Origin of the sequence: Sphingobacterium sp. MYb388 (genome assembly GCF_037479535.1) — a bacterium.
Lineage (GTDB): Bacteria > Bacteroidota > Bacteroidia > Sphingobacteriales > Sphingobacteriaceae > Sphingobacterium > Sphingobacterium anhuiense.
This window is the reverse complement of sequence record NZ_JBBGYV010000003.1, coordinates 17,157-39,156: the sequence shown is the minus strand read 5'-3', so window position 1 is coordinate 39,156 and position 22,000 is coordinate 17,157. Positions and strand designations below refer to the sequence as shown.

Annotated in this window: 14 protein-coding genes; 8 read left to right on the top strand and 6 right to left on the bottom strand. The window is 35.6% G+C overall.

Annotated elements, in window-relative coordinates; genetic code table 11:
* Nucleotides 1-129: 129 nt before the first annotated feature.
* Nucleotides 130-2,970 carry an outer membrane beta-barrel protein gene (locus WH188_RS10710; protein WP_232789374.1) on the bottom strand — a complete coding sequence of 947 codons (2,841 nt, stop codon included), beginning with the start codon at nucleotides 2,968-2,970 and terminating at the stop codon, nucleotides 130-132.
* 431 nt (nucleotides 2,971-3,401) lie between these two features.
* Between WH188_RS10710 and WH188_RS10705 the strand changes: the two genes are divergently transcribed.
* Nucleotides 3,402-3,998, top strand: a complete 597-nt coding sequence (locus tag WH188_RS10705) for a ribonuclease HII (RefSeq protein WP_132770006.1) — start codon at nucleotides 3,402-3,404, stop codon at nucleotides 3,996-3,998.
* A gap of 35 nt (nucleotides 3,999-4,033) precedes the next feature.
* On the opposite strand, the gene WH188_RS10700 is transcribed toward WH188_RS10705, so the two are convergent.
* From WH188_RS10700 to WH188_RS10685, 4 genes are all read right to left on the bottom strand, one after another.
* Nucleotides 4,034-6,511, bottom strand: a complete 2,478-nt coding sequence (locus tag WH188_RS10700) for a YfhO family protein (protein ID WP_021190725.1) — start codon at nucleotides 6,509-6,511, stop codon at nucleotides 4,034-4,036.
* Nucleotides 6,512-6,604: 93 nt separating this feature from the next.
* Nucleotides 6,605-7,291 carry a potassium channel family protein gene (locus WH188_RS10695; protein WP_132770008.1) on the bottom strand — a complete coding sequence of 229 codons (687 nt, stop codon included), beginning with the start codon at nucleotides 7,289-7,291 and terminating at the stop codon, nucleotides 6,605-6,607.
* A gap of 10 nt (nucleotides 7,292-7,301) precedes the next feature.
* Nucleotides 7,302-9,023 (bottom strand): TrkH family potassium uptake protein, encoded by a 1,722-nt coding sequence (locus WH188_RS10690; protein ID WP_232789373.1) that lies wholly within the window; start codon nucleotides 9,021-9,023, stop codon nucleotides 7,302-7,304.
* Nucleotides 9,024-9,168: 145 nt separating this feature from the next.
* Nucleotides 9,169-10,974, bottom strand: a complete 1,806-nt coding sequence (locus WH188_RS10685) for a hypothetical protein (protein WP_132770010.1) — start codon at nucleotides 10,972-10,974, stop codon at nucleotides 9,169-9,171.
* Between the two features lie 268 nt (nucleotides 10,975-11,242).
* Between WH188_RS10685 and WH188_RS10680 the strand changes: the two genes are divergently transcribed.
* Both WH188_RS10680 and WH188_RS10675 read left to right on the top strand, forming a co-directional pair.
* Entirely contained in the window at nucleotides 11,243-12,142 is a 900-nt protein-coding gene (locus WH188_RS10680) for a hypothetical protein (RefSeq protein WP_231577846.1), read from the top strand.
* Nucleotides 12,108-14,519 carry a hypothetical protein gene (locus WH188_RS10675; RefSeq protein WP_168127819.1) on the top strand — a complete coding sequence of 804 codons (2,412 nt, stop codon included), beginning with the start codon at nucleotides 12,108-12,110 and terminating at the stop codon, nucleotides 14,517-14,519. Before WH188_RS10680 ends, WH188_RS10675 begins: the two co-directional genes overlap by 35 nt.
* 5 nt (nucleotides 14,520-14,524) lie before the next feature.
* On the opposite strand, the gene rsgA is transcribed toward WH188_RS10675, so the two are convergent.
* Nucleotides 14,525-15,445: a ribosome small subunit-dependent GTPase A gene (gene rsgA / locus WH188_RS10670; RefSeq protein ID WP_021190727.1), complete on the bottom strand. Its 921-nt coding sequence runs from the start codon at nucleotides 15,443-15,445 to the stop codon at nucleotides 14,525-14,527.
* A gap of 109 nt (nucleotides 15,446-15,554) precedes the next feature.
* On the opposite strand from rsgA, the gene polA reads away from it, so the two are divergent.
* The 5 genes from polA to WH188_RS10645 all read left to right on the top strand — a co-directional run bounded on the left by polA (nucleotide 15,555) and on the right by WH188_RS10645 (nucleotide 21,997).
* Nucleotides 15,555-18,341: a DNA polymerase I gene (polA, locus tag WH188_RS10665; RefSeq protein WP_339423911.1), complete on the top strand. Its 2,787-nt coding sequence runs from the start codon at nucleotides 15,555-15,557 to the stop codon at nucleotides 18,339-18,341.
* A 22-nt stretch (nucleotides 18,342-18,363) separates the two neighbouring features.
* Complete coding sequence (locus tag WH188_RS10660; protein WP_339423910.1) at nucleotides 18,364-19,467, top strand: toxin-antitoxin system YwqK family antitoxin; 1,104 nt, start codon at nucleotides 18,364-18,366, stop codon at nucleotides 19,465-19,467.
* 35 nt (nucleotides 19,468-19,502) lie between these two features.
* Nucleotides 19,503-20,156: a phosphatidylserine decarboxylase family protein gene (locus WH188_RS10655; protein WP_132770017.1), complete on the top strand. Its 654-nt coding sequence runs from the start codon at nucleotides 19,503-19,505 to the stop codon at nucleotides 20,154-20,156.
* A 69-nt stretch (nucleotides 20,157-20,225) separates the two neighbouring features.
* A complete protein-coding gene (locus WH188_RS10650; protein WP_132770019.1) occupies nucleotides 20,226-21,260 on the top strand; it encodes a sensor histidine kinase in 1,035 nt (344 codons plus the stop codon).
* Nucleotides 21,261-21,349: 89 nt separating this feature from the next.
* A complete protein-coding gene (locus tag WH188_RS10645) occupies nucleotides 21,350-21,997 on the top strand; it encodes a DUF47 domain-containing protein (protein WP_021190730.1) in 648 nt (215 codons plus the stop codon).
* Nucleotides 21,998-22,000 lie beyond the last annotated feature (3 nt).

Here is a 22,000-nt window from a genome sequence, read left to right as displayed (position 1 = left end):
TAAAAACAGTCGAATTCTATAACAGTCGAAAAATGACGTGGATGGGATATAGCACCAAACAAAAAATGGTTCTGATCTTACGATCAGAACCATTTTATCCACTTGTTTTTCGATAGGTAGGTGGTAAGCTTACATGCGTGGCGGGCGCATGCCTCCATGACCGCCACCATCTCCTGTCGGAGAGCCTAATGCAAATTTTTGAAATTTATATGTGAATAATAGCATAAAGTAACGTCCCAATCTATTAGTACGACTATCGACAACCATAGATTCACTAACTGTTCTGGAAACATTTGTTTGCTCATTTAAGAGGTCAAATGCCTGTAAGCGCACTGTTCCACGCTGACCTTTTAAAAACTTTTGTTCTACATAAGTATTGATGATAAATGGATTAGCATTTATACCATCCCCATAACCCTGATTGAATTGTTTTGACAAATCCGCCCCGAAAATTGTGGTAGGGGTAATATTTACAGAACCAATTAAGGTTGGTGTCCAAGATGAAATATTAGTGGTTCTATTTGTTAATGAATTTTCAGTATGATTATATTGATACCTAACTCCAGGATTAATCTCCAGATTCTCTGAAGGATTATATCGCAACATTAATCCTTGATTGAATACAATATTTCTAGACACATTTTTCAAACCAATATTATCAAGACTATCTGTTGATGAATAGCCTATTCTTTTGTTATAAGAAACACCTCCCATCAACATGATGTTATACGTCTTTTCTTTCAAAGATTTACCATAATGATAGAAGGAACTAATTCCAAATGGATGATCATTTGATTCATTGAGATAGCGCGTCTCAGAAATTAAAGTAGTATCGACTCCTCCTGTATTACTATTCTTTAAACGGCCCAAATATGATTTATTTAAACTTACAATTTTATTTTCTGCTAAATTTGCATTTACAAAAGCAAAGAAATTATTTCCCTTCTGAAAATCATTTTTACGAAATCTAATATTCATTTGATGATTAAACTCGGGATTTAGATTCGCATTACCCATAACAATACTGGTACGGTTGGTACTCATATCAAACGGAAGAATCTGTGTTACTGATGGCTCAGTTGTTGATCCACTATAATTTAGGGAAATATTAGATTGGCGCGAAAATTTGTATTCAAACCGTGCAATTGGCATCCAGTTCAAGTTATTACGATGAATAGGTACAGATAAATCTGAACTCAAGGCACTACCTCTTAATTGAGACGGTTGCGCGGCCGCACCAATGGAATAAGTTACTTTTTCTCCACTATACAAATAATTAGCTCCAACTCTATGCGTTGTGAACGAGTAGTCATAATTATAATCAAAGTTCAATTTAGGATCGTTAAGAATCTCATTTTCATCTTTATCATAACCCTGTTGTTGGTTTGAATTATCATATTTATTCTTATTGAAGTCATATGTAAATTCTAATTTACCGTTCTTTGACAAAGGTTCTGTGTAGTTCAATGAACCTCCCGCATTCCAACTCTTATTTTTTGCTTCTTGGATAGTTTTCTCGTAGATTGAATTTAAAGAGGCATCAGCATTATTAGGATCTTCCAATAATCGTTGTAATATTGCATTTTGATCCTTATCTGTTTTGGCGTTATTATAATTCATATTCATGAAAATATTACGGCCATTTTCATTCAACTTACGATTATATAAACCACTTATACCATAACGCGGGGCCGTTGAATTTGAAAAAATACTTTGATCTTGCGAATTATTAAATTCCTCATTTCTAAAAGTAATCGAATTTGTTACTGTATTCGCATCACCATCATCAAATCCAAACTGAGGTGTTATTTTAATATAATCCTTTGTCGATGGTTTCCATTCCAGATTGGCCTCGAAACGATGACTGGCACCAATATTATTTGAGTTTGACTTTATACTATCATTTTGCGTGATACCTCTCAAGGTAATCTCTTGAAATTGCTCGGACAAAGTAGTATTATCACTATGACTGTAGCTATAGCTTCCATAAACAGTCAGCTTATCCGAAAAATCTTTCCTTGCATTCAAACCAATTGAGCCCAATTTTGTCAAACCATCTGATCCACCAAACATACCGCCACCTCGACGACCTCCACCACCTTGTTGACGGCGAGCTCCCCCACCGGTAGTATTAAAATCAAATAATGGTGCATTTGTATTATTAAGATTTCCTAAAATAGAAATCTGCTCTCCTTCTCTCATACCCATCCACATACCGGTAGCTTGATAACGGTCTTCTGTACCGTAACCAGCACGTAAAGTTGCCATTTGCCCTTTATTATATTTGGGATCAATCTGGATATTCAAAACTTTCTCCGAATCACCATTTTTGTTGCCTGTTATATTGGCCATATCTCCATAGTCATCAACAATCTGCATCTTCTCAATGATATTGGCAGGAAGATTCTGTGTTGCAGTTTTGACATCCCCACCAAAGAAATCTTTACCGTTAATGCGTACACGTTTCACGGATTCACCTTGAGCAGTTACATTACCGTCTTTATCCACCTCAACTCCCTGTAATTTCTTCAACGCATCTTCGGCCACAGATCCATCTCGTAATTTTAGATCCTTCATGGTATATTCCAATGTATCACCTTTAACAACAATAGTCGGCACACCATCAATAACCACTTCTTCCAATAATTCTGAGGCCGGCTTTAATGTAAAGCTTGGAATAATGTATTTACTTTCTCCTTCCGGATAGGTAAACTCTTGCTCAAATCTTTCAAAACCTAAGTTTGAAACAGAAATTTTAAACTTACTCGCCTTTACATTATTAAAAATAAATATACCGGCAATCGAAGAACTGGTTACTAGGGAATCTTGATCTGAAATCAATTTTACTGAAGCTCCAGCGACAACACGAATCTTGTCATCTTTCAACATCCCTTGAACGGATTTCGTCTGTCCTTGAGCAACCCAGCTCAATAACATACTGCAAAATAAAAGGAAAGTAATCCTCATCATATACATCTTTTTGTAATTATCGGTTCTTATTCTGTGTGGTAATCCCACCAGGCTCAAATAAATCAACCCAATCTTCCCATTCATCTCATGATACGCTGTACTGAATCTTTCTAACATAAAGAATAAAGCCAACAGGTAAACAACGATCGTATACAGCACAGGGTTATATTCATTTGATACTTATACAAAAGAAGAAAATAGTAGTGTTAATAAACGTAAAACCTAAATTTTAACATAATAGTTACAATAAAACCTAATTTCACGACAGTTGGCGGGCTAATAAAAACTTTTTAAAGATGAATCGAAGTATAAAAAATCGTTCGCATTTTGTTCAAAAAATCAAATACCACAATTCATATATAAAGCTACTATAAACACATCCTTTTGCTATTAATAATATATTGTATTTTTGCTACTCAAAAATAAATAAAATGCTATTATCATATTTTCAAGATGAGTTTATAGAGGCGGGTTGTGATGAGGCTGGGAGAGGTTGTTTGGCGGGGCCAGTTTTTGCTGCTGCAGTGATTTTCCCAAAAGACTACCATCATGAAGTATTAAATGACTCCAAGCAGCTTAGTGCAAAAAAAAGAATGCAATTGCGCAGTATTATAGAGCAGGAGGCTTTAGCATATGCAGTAGCTAGCGTTTCCGCAGAAGAGATTGATCGGATAAATATTCATAATGCCTCTTATGTCGCCATGCATCGAGCTCTGGATCAATTAAAATTAAAAGCCGAGTACATTTTAGTCGATGGTAATAAATTTATTCCCTATCAGGAAATCCCCCATAATTGTATTGTTAAAGGTGACGGAAAATATTTATCTATTGCGGCAGCATCCATCTTAGCTAAAACGTACCGTGATGATTATATGGACAATATTGCAAAAGATTATCCTGAGTATGATTGGCTAAACAATAAGGGCTACCCTACAGTCAAGCACAGAAGTGCAGTACTTGCCAGAGGAATAACACCACATCATAGAAAAACCTTTAGAATAACTGATCCACAGCTCAAGTTATTCTAAAGGTTTTTAAAAAATTATTTTTAGCAACAATCTTTCTAGATTGTTGCTTTTTTATTCTTTTTGATTGAGAAGTAAATTGCAACAGCAATCCCTAATCCTAAAATTATGGACGCAATTAATGTCAATATATTACCGAGCTTATGAGATGCCGGATCGAAAATAAACTCGACCTTATGATTCCCACCTGGTAATTGTAATGCTCTCAGAATATAGTCAGCACGTATAATTGGCACCTCTTTACCGTCAACAAAAGCCTTCCAGCCTTTTTCATAATATACCTCAGAGAATACAGCAAATGCATCTGTAGGAGTAGAATATTCATAAACCATTTTATCAGGATGGTAAGAAGTCAGCTTTATCGATGCATTAACGGGCAAACCTAAACGTTTACCGTCAAATTTATCTTTAAATTCTTCACTAACAAAAGCCTCTTTTGAAGGAGTGAAACTACCAATCGCCTGCATCTCCTGCGCATTGTCTTTAACAAATGTTACTTGATCAACAAACCAGGCATTTCCAGCAGCAGAACTTCTACGTTGTATCCGTTGCCCCTTTTGTTCATCTCCTGTAATGACATAACGGACATTAAACATATCCAACACGTCTTCGTTTATAGCTCCATTAAATTGGTTCTCCAAAATCTCCTGAAACCGCATCAATTTCGCAGCATGGTAACCACCTAAAGATTTATGATAATATGACGCACGGGCATCTGAAAATGGATTTGTGGTTAAATCAATGACACGGTAACTCAAATCCTTGTCCATACGAATCAATTGATCGACCTCCCGCTCTTGAAAAGCCTGACCTGTTACCATGCGTTTCTCTACAAATGATTTGTCATTTAAAAAGCGCTTATCGACACTCCAGAGATCAAACAGAAAAACAACCGCCAATCCAATAATCAAAACATTTGCAGAAAGCTTCTTCTTAATAAAAAACCATACTGCTAAAAAGGTAATCAAAACGATGGCAAAAGAACGATACGCATCTGCACTCGCCACTGCCGAACGATCTTTTATTAAATTGTTTAACCACTGATTTGCAACTGCCTGATCACCGACCTGGCTTGTCAGTTGCTCCAGCAATTGCACATCCTCTTTCTTTTTAAAACTTAAAAATAGATCTGGTACAAAAGCAACAAGTAAACAAATAGCACCTAATCCGATAAAAGTATACAGTACTTTCTTATCTAATTTCTCAATTTTATCTGCCTTTGTGATCAACTCATTCAACGTTAACACCGCCATCAATGGAATCAAAATTGCCGCGATCACCAATATCGACTCGACCGCTCTGAACTTATTGTACATCGGGAAGTAGTCAAAGAATATGTCTGAAACCAATGTAAAATTCTTTCCGAACGACAGCAATAAAATTAGGACAGTTGTTGTAAGAATCCACCATTTTAGTCTATTGTTGACAATAAATAGACCTAAAATGAAAAGAAACAATACACCAGCTCCAAAATACCATGGACCAGAAGTAAATGGTTTGTCTCCCCAATAAACCGGCATTCTACTTGCGAATTCACCTGCCTGAACAGTGCTCATTCCCTGTGCTCCAAAAGTAGACTGCAAAAACTTTGCGACATTAGACTTTTCATCCAAAATACCACTATTTCCTCCTCCATACGCATTCGGAATCAAAAATGTCAATGTTTCTCCTACACCTTGGCTCCATTCGTAAGCATATTGTTTATCTAATCCCTTTTCTTTCGAGGCATCCACTTTAGTAATATTGGCGTGACCGCGTGTACTTAATTTACTGTACTCATAAGTCGGAATTAAAATCGAAGCATTCACTAAAATAGCGACAATTACTGCAGCCAACTGTAAACCCGAAGCAATAAAAAACTCCTTGATCTTTTTATCACGAATGGCGTATACCAAGGCAAAGATTACATAAACCATCAATGCGATAAGCATATAATAAGTCATTTGTAAATGGTTGACACGGATCTCAAGAGCCATAAATAAGGCCAACAGAACTGGGCCCCAAACTCTGCTCCCTCTAAAGCACATGATCACCGCTCCTATGACAGCAGGAATAAAAGCAATAGCATACGCTTTTGTGACGTGTCCAGCTTCGATATAAATAAAATTATAAGATGTAAACGCAATAGCAACGGCGCCTAATGCGGCTAGCCATGGTCGAACACGTAATACACTCAATAAGAAATACCCTCCCAATAAATAAAATAAAACGATATCAATGGGTTGTGGAAAAACGGTTTTGACCGCCGCTAAGATATAGGTTCCAATATTATTTTCACTTGCAGACCAGATTTGATAAGTGGGCATGCCACCAAACATTGAATTTGTCCACAACGGAGCTTTTCCATCTTGAGCTTTATAATCGAACATTTCCTTCTGTGCAGCTTGAGCCTGCACAACATCACTTTGTGCCAAAGTCTGCCCTTGCCACACTGGAGTAAAATAAAAGAATACAAGCGCTACAAAAATCGCTATCACGATAAGATGTGCTGAATTTTCCTTAAACCAATTTTTCATTTATATTATTAGGTTATTAAAACTTACGAAAACCAAAAATATACATTTGATTTTACAATTTATATTATTTTCCAAACCCAAGACTTATTTCTCCTATTCCCCTTTTTGGATAAGCTTATTAATATTCGACAATTCACCAAAAAGAACCAATATATCCCCTTCTTCCAATAATGTTTCCGAAGTCGCTATACCCGAAGCCTCCTTAATTTCTTTCTTTTTGATGCTATCTTTTACCTCGGTTATCTTGAGTGTTGTCATGACGATCACTTTAAAAAGATTAGTTAGGTTAGCTTCACGAAGGGTCATTCCAACATATTTTGATGGAACTTTTGTCTCAATAATACTGTATTTTTCAGATACTTTGAATGAATCTACAATATCAATATTGTCCAAACGCATCGCTAGCCTTTCTGCAGCCTCTTCCTCTGGCATAATGTATTCGGCGATTTCCATTGCTTCAAGCACTGTTTTCTGAAGGTCCGAAACAATTCTTCCTATGATTCGCTTTACTTTTAATTGTTTCATTAAAGCTACTGTTAGCAATGAAGCTCCTTCATCCTCTCCAATAGCAATAATAACGGCATGGCAGTCCTTAAGCGGTAAAGATGATACTGCCTCCCGGTCTGTTGTATCCAGACAGACCGTATGTGTTACTTTATCTTTTAATTGCTCAACAATAATCAGACTTTTATCCGCCCCGATCACCTCATGCCCCAATTCTGTCAAATGAACTGCAAGTGATCGTCCAAAATGCCCTAGTCCTAAAACGATATATTTCATATAAATTCGATTAATAGAGTATCTTTTCCTCTGGAAAAGTGTAATTTCTTCGTGTTATATTTTTAATAAAAGCCACCAATAATGTCAATGTACCGACACGACCGACAAACATCGTCATCATTACAATAAATTTACCTGCAACACTCAAAGATGGTGTAATTCCCAAGCTCAGCCCACAGGTCGTATAGGCAGATACTGCCTCAAATAACAATGCTTTAAAACTCTTATCAGGATCTGAAAAAACCAGCAGCATAAAACTCACACCGATCGTAAATAGCGACAATAGAATAATGGCAAATGCTTTATGTACAGATTCGCCTGCGATCCGTCTTTTAAAAAGTTCAATATGCTCTTTTCCTCTTGCCAAAGCAATGATATTCATTATAGACACCGCAATGGTCGTAACTTTAACACCACCACCAGTGGAACCAGGAGATGCTCCTACCCACATGAGTAGGATAATTAACAAGACTGTGGGCATGGATACAAATGAGAGATCAACACTATTAAATCCAGCCGAACGCGAAGCATTGGCCATAAAAAATGAGGTTATCCACTCGCCCATCTGCCCCTGTTCCAAAGAAAGAGTCTTGTTCCGCTCTAACAGAAAAAAGAATATTGTTGCCAACACAACGACAACCGCATTACACGCCAGCACTAATTTTGAATTAAAACTGAAGTTCCAAGCTTTATGCTTATAATTCTTCTTCGTCACCAACCGATGATACCAGTAAATACAAGAATCTTTTACATAGGAATAAATATTCAATACGATCCCAAAACCCAATCCACCTAGTATAAATAATACAGACAAAGCCAATTGGAAGTTGTAATTAAATTTATAGCCATCATTGGTGATTCCATCCGTTAGGATCGAAAAACCAGCATTACAAAAAGAAGATACAGAATGAAAAATAGCGAAAAACACCTGATTTCCCAGAGAAGGAAAAAGAGTTGCATCTAGCGTGCTAAAGATTAATAAAGCACCGAGAAGTTCAAATAATAATGTAATAAAAATTATCGTGAGAAGTGTTTTAACCACCGATCCCACTTTATTTTCACCAAGAATTTCGCCAAACATCAATTGATTCTTGAACGAAAAACCACCTGAAAAGAAGTATCCGAAAAAACCGGTAAAAGTCATAATTCCCAATCCACCAATCTGGATCAACACCAGAATAATTGTTTGTCCAAAGAGAGAAAAGTTAGTTGAAATATCTGTCACCGATAGTCCCGTAATACATACAGCACTTGTCGCCATAAATAGTGCATCAATAAAACTCAAAGGGGCTTCTATTGTTGTTCGGGGCAACATCAACAAAACAGTACCGATAAGAATCAATGCAAAAAAACTGATAACAAATAAAATAGTGGGATTAAAATAGAAGTTATCAAAAAACAAGGTACTCTTGGAAAGCTCTGCAATAAACACCAGATAAATACCTAGATAGATCCACTGATCTTTACCGAAAAGATCAACTGCGGGAACACTTGCAAATCGCGCTATTATGATTAAAGCAAAATAGCTTAGGATCACCAGCCCTGAATAATGTTCTACTTCAATTCTTTTCAACGCAAAAATAGAAGAAGCTGTACGAAGTCCTGTCATGATGAACAAAACATAGAACATTGCATTAATGATATGATCGAGGAGGTTTGCAAGATTTGGATCTCTTACATAGCCCACATTGAAAATAACGGCAAAAGCACAGATCATGCTGACATAAAACATGATTTGATCTACAATGCTATTCTTATACTTAAAGACGAATTTTAAAAAACTCAATATTGACCCCATCTGTCACAAACATACTGATAACTTAGGAAAAACAGAACTTCCTGCCCCGATGATCATATTTCACGTGAAACCCTCTTTTTTATTCGGCGACTTTGCTCTCTTCGTCACCTTTTTTCTTCTTAAAAAGCTTCGATACAAAACTTTTCGTTTTGCCAACAACAGTATTGGCTTTCTCTACTGTATGTTGTGCGCGGTCAGCAGTACGCATTAATTTAGCTTCCCGCTCCTTGCTAAGCCCCACACATTGCTTTATTCCATCCAATAGACTTTGCCAAAGGGTCTTAAAAAAAGTGTGGTCAGCATGCCTATGCCAATTGACCTTTCCAATAATATATTCTCCAGAAAGGTTTGGATTACTACCGTTAACCAAAAGTTCATTCACCAGTAAAGAGATAAAACCTTTTCTTTTAACAGTCCCATCTTCTTTCTTCTCTAAAATGGTGATTTTTAGATCATCATAATCAAAATTAAACTTTCCCCAATTTCTGTGATCGGTTGCTTCCATATCAAAAGCTATTTTTTTGATATTTCCCGAGGCTATTTCTACATTTAAGAGCGGCTTTAAAATTTTATTAAAGGCTGGTGCCTGCATTGCTCCTACTGTTCCTTTATAAGTATGAAAACCTGTTTTCGATGTCATATCAAATCCGAATAAAACATGTAAACGCCCACTATTCATCACTTTTGTCAGAACATCGACACGCATCCACTTATTTTTAGCCAGACTTGAAACATCATTGGTCATGTTACTAATAGTCGCATAACTCTTATCGAAGGTAATCTTCCCGACCTGGTTATATTTACCACTTAACTCCGAATAGCTTATATCAGCATTTTGTACCAATACCGTATCTATTGCTAATTGCGTTTTCATATGCATTAAAGCTTGATGCGGAGATCTTCCAACTTTATTTACAGGTGTTGATTTATAATGCTTGTCCGAATAAATATCCAAGAGTCCATTTTTCAGTTGCGCTTTTCCTGCATAGATCTTCTTATTACGTAACAAACTATTAAAATCAAAAGATTCAAAACGAACCGTGTCGAATTTCATGACAACATAGCTTCCTCCTTTACCCTTTGCTTTATAATAGGCCGACTTACCCAAAATAGGTTGGTAAGCCACCTTTGTCAACATGATATTACGATCCCTAGTATTGATTTTTAATTGATCAAAATCAACCTTATAAAATCCATCAGGAGTTTTATAAGTAAATGCAGGAACTTCTATATCAACCATTTTGGTATGATAGAAACGTGTCGCATCGGAAATTGATGTCGAGTCGACCAAAACATCCTGAATCTTTATATTGACTTTCTTGATCTCAAAATCTTGGTAGATACTTTTTTGAATCTGCGAATATTTAAAATTGACCTTATTCAAATCGATTCCGGTTATGCGGATTCTTTTTAGGGTATTCTTTATTTTATCATATAAGGGTTTACTCTTTTCTGTAGATGCTGTATCATTATAGGAATGATACTTATTGATCATATGGACACTCGGAGTATCTAAAACGACATTCTTTAAATAAAGCTCTTTATTCAGCAGCATATCCCGTATAGAGAAATTACGAAATTTTAATTTGGCGACTTCGATTTGAAAACGATTATCAGGAGCTTTATTTATTCCTTCTAGTCGCGCATAAACATTGCTGTCCGAGCGTAAAACCAGATTGCTTATCGTTACATTTCCTAAAGCAAGATTAATATCCAAGTCATCATAATCAACCGTGTACAAACTATCGGTAGATGCGAGCACTATTTCTCTGAATTTTTGGTCTACAATTGGCTTCCAATGCACACTAAAATACCAAACAACCCCACCAAGCACAATCAACAGTATTACGAAAATACCGATTATCCATTTCCAAACAGCCTTCATGTAAAACGCGCTCCTCTTTTAGTAAATTTATTTGGTTATTTTTATCTAATACAAAACAACTTATTAATACTTTTGTTTGATTTTCAATAAAAGTAGATTAGTATCGATTCTTTCACTTGGTCCCAAATTCATGACACCATATAAAATAAAGCTGTTCTTCTGTATCTCGCTTAGTATAATATTACACATTTCCTGTCAAAAAAAAGAACCCTCCGTAGGCTTTTATTATTGGAAGACAAACTATAAGTCCGACACCTTATCACAAAAGATGATACAAGATCTAAAATCAAATACATTATTCGTTCGTATAATGGATATTGATTTTACTGATGGGGGTATTGAGCCCGTTCCCATCTCTCCAATTTCTTTTGAAAAAACTCTTCCATCAAATCAAACACTTGTGCCTGTTGTATTTATCAACCAAAGAATATTTACAGAATTAGATAGTCTCCAGATTAGAGGACTTGCACATAAAATGATACCTTTTGTATCTGAAAAGGCTAAACAATCCGGAAAAGAAGACTTTAAAGAATTACAGATTGATTGCGACTGGACTAAAAGCTCCCGTGATAAATTTTTCTATCTGCTAGAATACCTACAAAAGATACCTGAATTAAATGAAGTGACGATAACCACGACATTAAGGCTTCATCAAGTTAAAAATATTCAGTCCAGTGGTATACCTCCTGTAAAAAGAGCAACACTGATGTGCTATAATATGGGAAATTTAAGACAATTTGGAGATCATAATTCTATTTTAAATCAGCAAGATTTAACAACTTACCTGAGTGGAACTCTTAAAGACTATCCTTTAGAATTAGATATTGCTTTACCCCTATTCGATTGGTATGTAGCCTTTCGCGATCATCAATATATTGGTATTTCTAAGTATATCGACAAGAGCGATTTGGATGATAAATCACTCTTTACAAGAAATCCAAAGACGGAATTATTTATTCTGAACCAGGACTTACAAAAAGCGAATCTAAAAAAAGGAGATGTGATCCGTCATGAATTTATAACGAAGGAACAGTTAATTGCAACCGCCAAATTTTTAAATAAAGAACTTCAAGGAAAAGAGAAAAGAATCATCTTCTACCATTTGGCCCCAGAAGTTTTATCGAACTATAATTATGCAGATTTACAAGAAGTTATTGCTGCTTTTTAGCGCTACATTTATGCTCTATTTCAGTGAAATTGCGATTAATATCGCTTGTGGTCCCGAAATAGACCCTTATGACAATCAACAGACCTATTTCCTACCAAATCTGGAAGATAATAGCTACTCCGCTTTTCAGTTTATTCCCTATCAATTTCTATATACAGAACAGGAACCTGTACTGGAAGCGTCTGTAAATGTTACAGACTGGGTAAATCATTTAGGAAAAAATGTGAAACCAGATGATCTATACGCAGTCATGTACCAATCAAACCCGGAAACAATACAGGTTTTAAAGAATACAGCAATCCTGGATAATCTTCCAGATTCACTTCGAAATAACACATTTATTCAAAGTCTATTTCTTCCTAAAAATAAAAAGGAACTCGCTTACTTTCATTTTACAAAAGAGCAAGAACCTGTCACCAATATTGCACAAGACCCTTGGAGTCCTGATGAGCGTAATTTCGATGAAATAAAGCAATTTGCGCTTGAGGCAGAAAGTAAAATTTCGGTCCATAAGAACAATAGTTTCTTATTATTACGTTACGCATATCAAGCGGCAAGATTATTTCTTTTTGCTAAAGAATATGAAAAAAGCATCACCGTTTATGATAAATACATCGCTCGGTCAAAACTGAAATCTCCCGTATTAGGTTGGGCATTATCCAATTATGCAGGTGCTGTCAGGAAAAATGGTGAACCTGCAAAAGCTGCCTTTTTATTTTCTAGCGTATTTACGCTATCGCCCGAAAGAAGAATACTCGCGTACAACAATTTTCATTATATACAAGCAACTGATGCTGAAATTTTTGCCTATACCAAAACTAAAGCAGACAAATTCAATATCAATGCAATCATCGGTTTCAACAACCCAAATAGTACTATTGAATATCTCGAAAACTGTTATAAGCTGGATCCTGCTAATACTATAAATGCCGTACTCCTCACACGGGAGGTTAACAAAATAGAAAATTTCTTCATTAAAGACCATACATTAGGTTATAATATGTCGCAGTGGTATCATGATGAAAACAAAGAAGAAATTCAAAAACACCTCCAAAACATCCGAGAACTTGCGCTAACCATGTATAAGGATAAAAAATATATTCAACCACAAATAGGCTTAGTTACAGCGGCCTACTTGAGTTGGCTCAATGCCGAAAATGATCTCGCAAAAAAATACTTAAAGATGGTAGAGCCCAAATCTTTAAATGAAAATCTGAAAGATCAGTTACGCATTACAGAAATGTTAACCTTATTGACAGATTGGGAAAAAGAAAAATCCTTAGATGAAAATCAATTGATTGCAACACTGAAGTGGTTGCAGGAAAAAGCTAAGAAGGAAAAAAACATGGAAAACAATAATTCATGGAGTTCTTTTGAGAATGGTTCTTACAGTCTCATTTCAAAAAACATCATACAAAATATCGTTGTTAACCAATACCTTACCAAAGGAGATACCGCACTGGCAAGTTTAGCAGCAGTAAAGGGAGATATTTTTTATAACCATGGATACGTTAATGACACACTTGAAAACAACATGCAATACAGTACCATTCGGTTTTGGCAAGAAGATTTAACTCCCAAAACCTTAATACAAGTTCAAAGGTATATACAGTCTCCTGAAAAACAGACGAAAATGGTCCAGTTTCTACTTGAAGATATTAAAAAAGTAAACAGTAATTATTTAACTGAATTGATAGGGACAGCATATTTAAGAGAATTAGACTTTACAAATGCCGTAAAAACTTTCAAAAATTTACCAGGAACCTATAAATCAAAAGAATACAGCAATTGGTATGCGGAAGAAACAATTGCTCCAAATCCATTTATCGTTACGATCAATGATTATCCTAAAAAGATTGGACAATCAAGTATGACAAAACTTGAATATGCAGCTCGAATGCTCAAGTACCAGACATTAATAAAGGATGAACAAAACAATGGTAAAAAAGCCGATTACTATTTTCATATGGCTAATGGCATATATCAAACAAGCACCTATGGTAATGCCTGGTCTTTAGTATCGTACAGTTGGTCATCATATGACAACAATGCCAAACCAGACAGGTATTGGGAAAGAAACTACAAACAGGCAAAAACTGCAAAAGAGTGGTACCTAAAAGCTCGAGAATTGGCTACAAGCCTGGACTTTAAAGCCAAGTGTACCTTTATGCTAGCAAAGTGCGAACAGAAAGACTTCGAGTTAAAAGACGACATGAGATGGACATACTATGAAAATAGTAGTGAAAACCCATTTTACAAGTTCTCATTACATAATAAATACTTTCATCAATTAAAATCACAATACAGTAAGACTGCATTTTACCAAACTGCAGTCCACGAATGTACTTATTTAAGAGACTTTATAGCCAGTAAATAATACATTTACATCCGATTGTTCTCGTTATGGTAGATACTTAAATAACTATCATAACGAGAGGATTCGATTTCTCCCTCTTCTACAGCTTCTATAACGACACAACCTGGTTCATTCACATGTCGACAATTGTCAAATCGACATTGGTTCATTAGCGCTCGCATTTCTGGAAAGAAATGTGATAATTCCTGCTTTTCGATATCGACAATTCCTAACTCACGTATCCCAGGAGTATCGATTAATTTTCCACCAAAAGGAAGGTCATACATCTCTGCAAAAGTTGTGGTATGCTTTCCTTTATCAGACCAGTCTGAAATATCACCTGTCTTAACGGCGTATTCTGGAACAATTGAATTCAGTAATGTAGATTTTCCTACTCCCGAATGTCCAGAAATTAAAGTGGTTTTATCTTTAAGCACTTCCTTTAATTGATCTATATTCACGCCGTTCAAAGCTGAAACTTCGTAACATGGATAACCGATTCGCTCATAGATACTCTTATAGTCCTGTAAAATAGCTAGTCCCTCATCACTGAACAAATCCAGCTTATTGAAAATCAAAACAGCAGGTATACCATATGCTTCTGTAGTAACTAAGAAACGATCGATAAAACCAAGAGAAGTAGGAGGAGAAGCCAATGTTACAACTAAAAAGGCTTGATCCAGATTCGCACCAATAATCTGTGTTTGCTTCGAAAGGTTGACAGATTTACGGATAATATAGTTACGTCTAGGTTCCAATTCATTGATAACAGCACTTTCAAGATCCGGTTCTACTTCAAAATGTACCCAATCTCCAACAGCAACAGGGTTAGTACTTTTAATACCTTTGGTACGAAATTTCCCTTTTATACGACAGTCATAACGTTGTTCATCCTCACCCAGCACCTGATACCAACTACCCGTAGATTTGGTTACTAATCCTCTCATATAAGTTCCTTTTGTGCATATATCATCTTACAAAAATCGTAAAAATTTATTAAACTTAAGGTTTATCGTTTTTATTATCTTTGTAAGAGTTACCTTAAAATTAGCATTCGTGAAAAAACTATTTCTTCTAGATGGAATGGCCCTGATTTACAGAGCCTATTTTGCATTAAACAAAACACCTCGTATTACCTCTAATGGTTTAAATACCGGTGCGATAATGGGATTTACTAACACTTTGTTAGAAATATTAAAAAATCAGAAACCATCTCATTTAGCAGTAGTGTTTGATACTGAAGCACCCACAGCACGTCATATTGAATTTGAATCGTACAAGGCACACCGCGAAAAGATGCCTGAAGATCTTTCAGCATCAATACCCTATATCTTCAAATTAATCACCGGTTTTAATATTCCCATTATTACAAAGGACGGTTACGAGGCCGATGATATCATCGGAACGCTTGCAAAAAAAGCAGAAAAAAAAGGCTTCACCGTTTACTGTATGACGCCAGATAAAGATTTTGGACAGCTTGTGTCTGAAAATATCTTTATCTACAAACCTGCCCGTATGGGTAATGGTGCTGAAATACAAGGGGTAAAAGAAATTCTTGAAAAATGGGAAATAACAGACGTCAATCAGGTGATCGATATATTAGGTCTTTGGGGTGATGCTGTTGACAATATACCCGGAATACCGGGTATCGGTGAAAAAACAGCTAAAAAATTGATCCAAGAATTTGGATCAATGGAAAATATCATTGCAAATGCAGATAAATTGAAAGGCAAACAACGTGAAAACGTTGAAAATTATGCTGAACAAGGTTTGATTTCAAAAAAATTAGCCACCATCCTGCTGGATGTCCCGGTAGAACTTGAAGAAGAAAACTTATTAATAGAAGAACCTAATAAAGAAATACTAGAACCCTTATTCAACGAACTCGAATTTAGAACAATAGGTAAACGTGTTTTTGGAGAAACCAATAGTGTAGCAGATGCTCCTAGAAGTACAAATGGTCAAATGGATTTATTTTCATTGCCACAACAGATAGATACAGAAGAAGGAGTACCCTACACAGGGCCAGTCAATAGCCTTGAGAACACTCCACATGATTATATTTTAGTGAATACCAAAGAGGAGCAAGAAGCACTAGCAAAACAACTAGCAACACTTTCCAGCTTCTGTTTTGATACTGAATCTACGGGTTTAGATGCTAATTTGGCCGCTATTGTAGGTCTTTCTTTTGCTTTTGAAAAAGGAAAGGCATATTATGTGCCAACCCCCGCGGATCGTGACCAAGCGCAGGAGGTGATCAATATTTTTAAACCTGTTTTAGAAAATGAACAAATAGAAAAAATAGGGCAAAATATCAAATACGACATTTTGTTATTAGCGAGATATCAGGTAGCAGTAAAAGGCCCTATTTTCGATACGATGCTGGCGCACTATTTAATTGATCCGGACACCAGACATGGTATGGATGTACTTGCCGAAAACTATCTTAATTATAAGCCCCTTTCTATCACAGAACTAATTGGTAGCAAAGGAAAACAACAAGGTAATATGCGCGATGTTGAGCTGGAGATCATCAAGGAATATGCCGCCGAAGATGCCGATATTACTTTACAGCTCAAAGAAATCTTCAAACCACTACTGGAGGAAACAAATACGCTAAATTTAGCAAATGAAGTCGAGTTTCCATTAGTATATGTTTTATCAGAGATAGAACGAAACGGTGTTCGGATCGATACCGATGCATTACAACAGTTCTCACAAAATCTTGAAATAGATATCCGACAATTGGAGGAGACTATCTATGAAAAAGCAGGTGTTAATTTCAATATCGCTTCACCAAAACAACTTGGAGAAGTGCTTTTTGATAAATTAAAATTAGATCCAAAAGCGAAAAAGACCAAAACAGGTCAATATAAAACAGGCGAAGATGTTTTATTGGCTTTAGCTTATAAATCGGATATCGTACAAGATATATTAAGTTTTAGACAGCTACAAAAACTAAAATCGACCTATGTAGATGCACTCCCTGGTTTAATTAATCCTGATACCGGTTTAATTCATACTTCATACAATCAAGCTGTCGCTGCGACCGGCCGTTTAAGTTCAACCAATCCCAACTTGCAAAATATTCCGATTCGCACAGAAAGAGGCCGTGAGGTTAGAAAAGCATTTATTCCGCGTCATGAAAATAATGTTATACTCTCTGCCGATTATTCTCAAATTGAACTGCGTCTCATTGCAGAGTTGAGTAAAGATCCAAATATGATGGAAGCATTTACTTCCGGTCATGACATTCACCGCGCCACAGCAGCCAGAGTTTATGGTTTAGAGCTAGAGGAGGTAACATCAGATCAACGTAGAAATGCAAAAGCAGTAAACTTTGGTATTATCTATGGGCAATCTGCATTTGGGCTATCCCAAAGTCTTGCTATTCCCCGCAAAGAAGCAGCAGAAATTATTGATCAGTACTTTAGTCAATATGCCGGGATAAAAAAATACATGAGCGAGGTTTTAGACTTTGCAAAAGAAAATGGATATGTGGAAACAATCCTCAAAAGAAGACGTTATTTAAGAGATATCAACTCGGCCAATATGACTGTTAGGGGCTTTGCTGAACGAAATGCCATTAATGCTCCTATTCAGGGATCGGCAGCAGATTTAATTAAAATAGCCATGCTTGGAATCCAGAAAGCGATTACCGAGCAGGGATTATCCGGCAAGATGATTATGCAGGTACATGATGAGCTTGTTTTTGATATCCCAGAAAATGAGGTAGAAATTTTTAAAGAAATCATCCAAACAAAAATGACGACCGCGATTAAGACAGAAATTCCACTGGTAGTAGAGATTGGACAGGGTAAAAACTGGCTGGAAGCACATTAATAACATTTTGTAAACAAGAATTATGAAAAAATTTCTGTTCATATTATCATCCTTGATTTTGTTGCTAAATTTTGCCTTTGGACAAGAAAAAGCAATCTATTATGAAAAATTAGATAGCAATATGTTCCGATTCTATTTTGATAAGAATTATTATTTAGCTGACAAATCTTGTGAGTTCAAATCCATAGAACGTGTTGCGACATTAAATCCGAAGACGCAAAAATTTGACGGTGCATTTAAAGACTTTAATAACAATGGCCGCTTAATTCTAGAGGGAAACTATATTAACGGAAGTAAAGAAGGTACTTTTAAAGCATATCATCCAAATGGGATATTGAAATGGGAAGCGACATTTAAGAATGATATGCCGATGGGTAACGTTATACATCGTTACCCAAGTGATAAAGTGGCTATGGAGCTTTTATATACCGATAGCGTTATTCTGATTCAAGATTTCTGGCTTCCGAACGGAACTCAAAAAATAAAAGACGGAGAAGGAAACTATTCCTTTTCAATACCATTTGAAGGCTACAATCAGTATGGTTTCGAATTTTATCTTGCAAAAGGAAAAATTAAAGATGGTAAACAAGAAGGAAATTGGCAAATTTTAGGTCATGACAAAGGAGGTAAGCAGACATTAATTGCATTGGAAAAATATCAAAACGGCAATCTACTAATCGGAGAGGATTACTTTTTGGACAATAATTACCGACATAGTAAATTTGGCATTATTCCCTATGATAATTTTTCTAGAGGAGAATTTCTTACATTCAAAGCATGTAATTTTGACGATTTCTCTAACTTCAATATACTCATTAGTAAAGAACTAACCAATTCAATGATCCTAATCAGTGCTGAAAACTTTACAGAAGAGAGTTTTGAATACAAAACTAAATTAGATAAAGAAGGGAATCCTTCAAAAGTAGATTTTATAAAAAAGACATCCTCTGAAAATCTTAATAACATACTGGAACAATTAATTGCGGATATCAGCTTCTATTATCCATCATTAGAAAATGGTAAACCAATAGCTGATATACTTACAGTAACAGGTAAAATGTACAAGAATTCGGAAGGTAAAATTGAAGTCCTACCGATAATAATTCATCGAGAAAAAGGACAATAGGACTATTTGATTATATTTGCAAAAAACTTATAGACATGAAATTTCACAAAGAAGGATATACAAGTCTGGCAATTACTGTTTTAGTAATATTTATTGCTAACGCAATCGCGGACTACTATGATGCTCCTGAAGTTATTAAATGGATAATTTACATCCTTTCAGCATTTCTTTTTATTACGATTGTTCAATTTTTCCGTAGTCCAACAAAACAAATCGTTGTACAAGAAGGAACGATCTTATGTCCTGCAGATGGAAAAGTTGTTGTGATAGAGGAAACAGAAGAGAACGAATATTTTCATGACAGAAGATTACAGGTTTCCATCTTCATGTCACCTATAAATGTACACGTAAATCGTAACCCGATTTCTGGTATGGTCAGCTATTTCAAATACCATCCAGGAAAGTTTTTAGTCGCTTGGCATCCAAAATCTTCAACAGACAATGAAAGAACAACAGTAGTTGTTAAAAATGCTAATGGCGTAGAGGTTCTTTTTAGACAAATTGCAGGAGCACTTGCCCGTCGTATTGTTTGGTATTTAAAAGAAAATGATGCTGTTACACAAGGTTCGGAATTTGGCTTTATTAAATTCGGATCACGAGTAGATTTATTCCTCCCCCTGGGAACACAGATCGATGTCAATATTGGCGATAAAGTGGTTGGAGGTAAAACGATCATAGGAAAATTATAACAATTTATTAATATAGGAATCACTAACTTAGGCTTTGGTATTTTTACTAAAGCCTTTTTTATTACATACATGAATTTTAGACAACTTGTTTTAAATTGTTCATTAGCCGTAGGATTAGCTATTTCTGCTGTTAGTTTTTACTATCATTCGGACTGGAAATCTTTCCTCATCATTTTCGCCGTTTCTACGCTGATCAGTTTTCTCATGTTCAACTTTGTATTTGAACGCTACATCTATAAAAGGATCAATACCATGTACAAACTGATTCATAACCTAAAATTAGGTAAGGATCTAAAGGACGCTTTGGGTGAACATGTTACAGCAGATCCTATAGGGGATGCCGAAAATGAGGTTAAGGCATGGGCAAAAGCAAAGAAAATAGAAATAGAACAACTTAGATCACAGGAGAAGTTTCGAAGAGAATTTTTGTCAAATGTTTCACACGAGTTTAAAACTCCCTTATTCTCTATACAAGGATATATAGAAACATTACAGGATGGGCTGATGGAAGAGGATATCGAGATGGCTAAGACATTTCTAAACAAAGCATCTAAAAATGTAGATCGTTTGAATTACCTCATTCAAGATTTAGACGAAATCTCAAAACTTGAATCTGGTAAAATGGTTTTAAATATCGAAAAATTTGATATCGTAGAACTTATTAAAGAAACGAAAGAATCTCTGGATGACAAAGCAAAAGCACATAATATAGAGGTCCAACTAAAAACTAAACCTGGTACTCCATACTGGGTGAAAGCCGACAAGCATAAGATTAGTCAAGTACTTGTCAATTTAATTGAGAATTCCATTAAATATGGTAAGAACGGGGGCAAAAGCCAAATCAGGATATTCCCACTATTTGAACAAGTTTTGGTGGAGATAACAGATGATGGTTATGGCATTGAAGAGAAAAATCTAAGCCGTGTTTTCGAACGATTTTATAGAATCGATAAAAGTAGATCTAGGGGGATAGGTGGTTCTGGCCTTGGTTTATCCATTGTTAAACACATTGTTGAAGCACATCAGCAAAATGTAAATGTAAGAAGTACAGAAGGTATAGGTACAACATTTGGGTTTACTTTAGAAAAAGTTTCGCAAATCTAATGTTAACAAAACACAACTTAACATTCCTCAAAACTTAACATTAACTTAACATTAACTTAGTAATTTCGCAAAAAATAATTAATAATGATATGTCTTTAAATAGCATTTTTCAGTATTTCGTTCCTAAGGATAAAAAGTTTTTCCCTTTATTTGAACAAGCAGGTAGTAATTTGATAGAAATGTCTAAGCTACTTAAAGAAGCCGTTAACGCTAGTGACGCGGAAAAACGTAAAGAAATCGTTCGCAAAATCGAAGATTTAGAACATAAAGGTGACAACATCACACACCAAATACACTTAGAATTAGGTAAAAATTTTATCACTCCTTTTGACCGTGAGGACATCCACGCATTAGCAAGCTCACTAGACGACGTTGCTGACTTCATCAATGGTGCTTCTAATAAAATGGATCTATACAAGGTTCAAAAAGCAACTGAACCCATGATAGAAATGGCGGATCTGATTGTTGAGGCTACTGACCATGTTGCAAAAGCAATTTTTGAATTAAAAGATTTAAAAAATATTCGTAACATCACAGATTCTTGTGTTCGTATCAACAGTGTTGAAAATAAAGCTGATTATATATTTGACAAAGCGGTAGCTGATTTATTCGAATTCGAGAAAGATGCCATTACTTTAATTAAACACAAAGAAGTATTATCTGCAATGGAAGACGCTACAGACAAATGTGAAGACGTAGCAAACGTATTAGAAAGCATCTTGGTTAAAAACGCATAATTG

Excerpts from the sequence above, each read along its gene's own strand:
- WH188_RS10645 (WP_021190730.1), top strand. The coding sequence starts at position 21,350 with ATGTCTTTAAATAGCATTTTTCAGTATTTCGTTCCTAAGGATAAAAAG.
- WH188_RS10695 (WP_132770008.1), bottom strand. The coding sequence starts at position 7,291 with ATGAAATATATCGTTTTAGGACTAGGGCATTTTGGACGATCACTTGCA.
- WH188_RS10675 (WP_168127819.1), top strand. The coding sequence starts at position 12,108 with ATGCAGATTTACAAGAAGTTATTGCTGCTTTTTAGCGCTACATTTATG.
- WH188_RS10690 (WP_232789373.1), bottom strand. The coding sequence starts at position 9,023 with ATGTTTTATGTCAGCATGATCTGTGCTTTTGCCGTTATTTTCAATGTG.
- WH188_RS10700 (WP_021190725.1), bottom strand. The coding sequence starts at position 6,511 with ATGAAAAATTGGTTTAAGGAAAATTCAGCACATCTTATCGTGATAGCG.
- WH188_RS10680 (WP_231577846.1), top strand. The coding sequence starts at position 11,243 with ATGATACAAGATCTAAAATCAAATACATTATTCGTTCGTATAATGGAT.
- WH188_RS10710 (WP_232789374.1), bottom strand. The coding sequence starts at position 2,970 with ATGATGAGGATTACTTTCCTTTTATTTTGCAGTATGTTATTGAGCTGG.
- rsgA (WP_021190727.1), bottom strand. The coding sequence starts at position 15,445 with ATGAGAGGATTAGTAACCAAATCTACGGGTAGTTGGTATCAGGTGCTG.
- WH188_RS10705 (WP_132770006.1), top strand. The coding sequence starts at position 3,402 with ATGCTATTATCATATTTTCAAGATGAGTTTATAGAGGCGGGTTGTGAT.
- WH188_RS10685 (WP_132770010.1), bottom strand. The coding sequence starts at position 10,974 with ATGAAGGCTGTTTGGAAATGGATAATCGGTATTTTCGTAATACTGTTG.
- WH188_RS10655 (WP_132770017.1), top strand. The coding sequence starts at position 19,503 with ATGAAATTTCACAAAGAAGGATATACAAGTCTGGCAATTACTGTTTTA.
- WH188_RS10660 (WP_339423910.1), top strand. The coding sequence starts at position 18,364 with ATGAAAAAATTTCTGTTCATATTATCATCCTTGATTTTGTTGCTAAAT.
- WH188_RS10650 (WP_132770019.1), top strand. The coding sequence starts at position 20,226 with ATGAATTTTAGACAACTTGTTTTAAATTGTTCATTAGCCGTAGGATTA.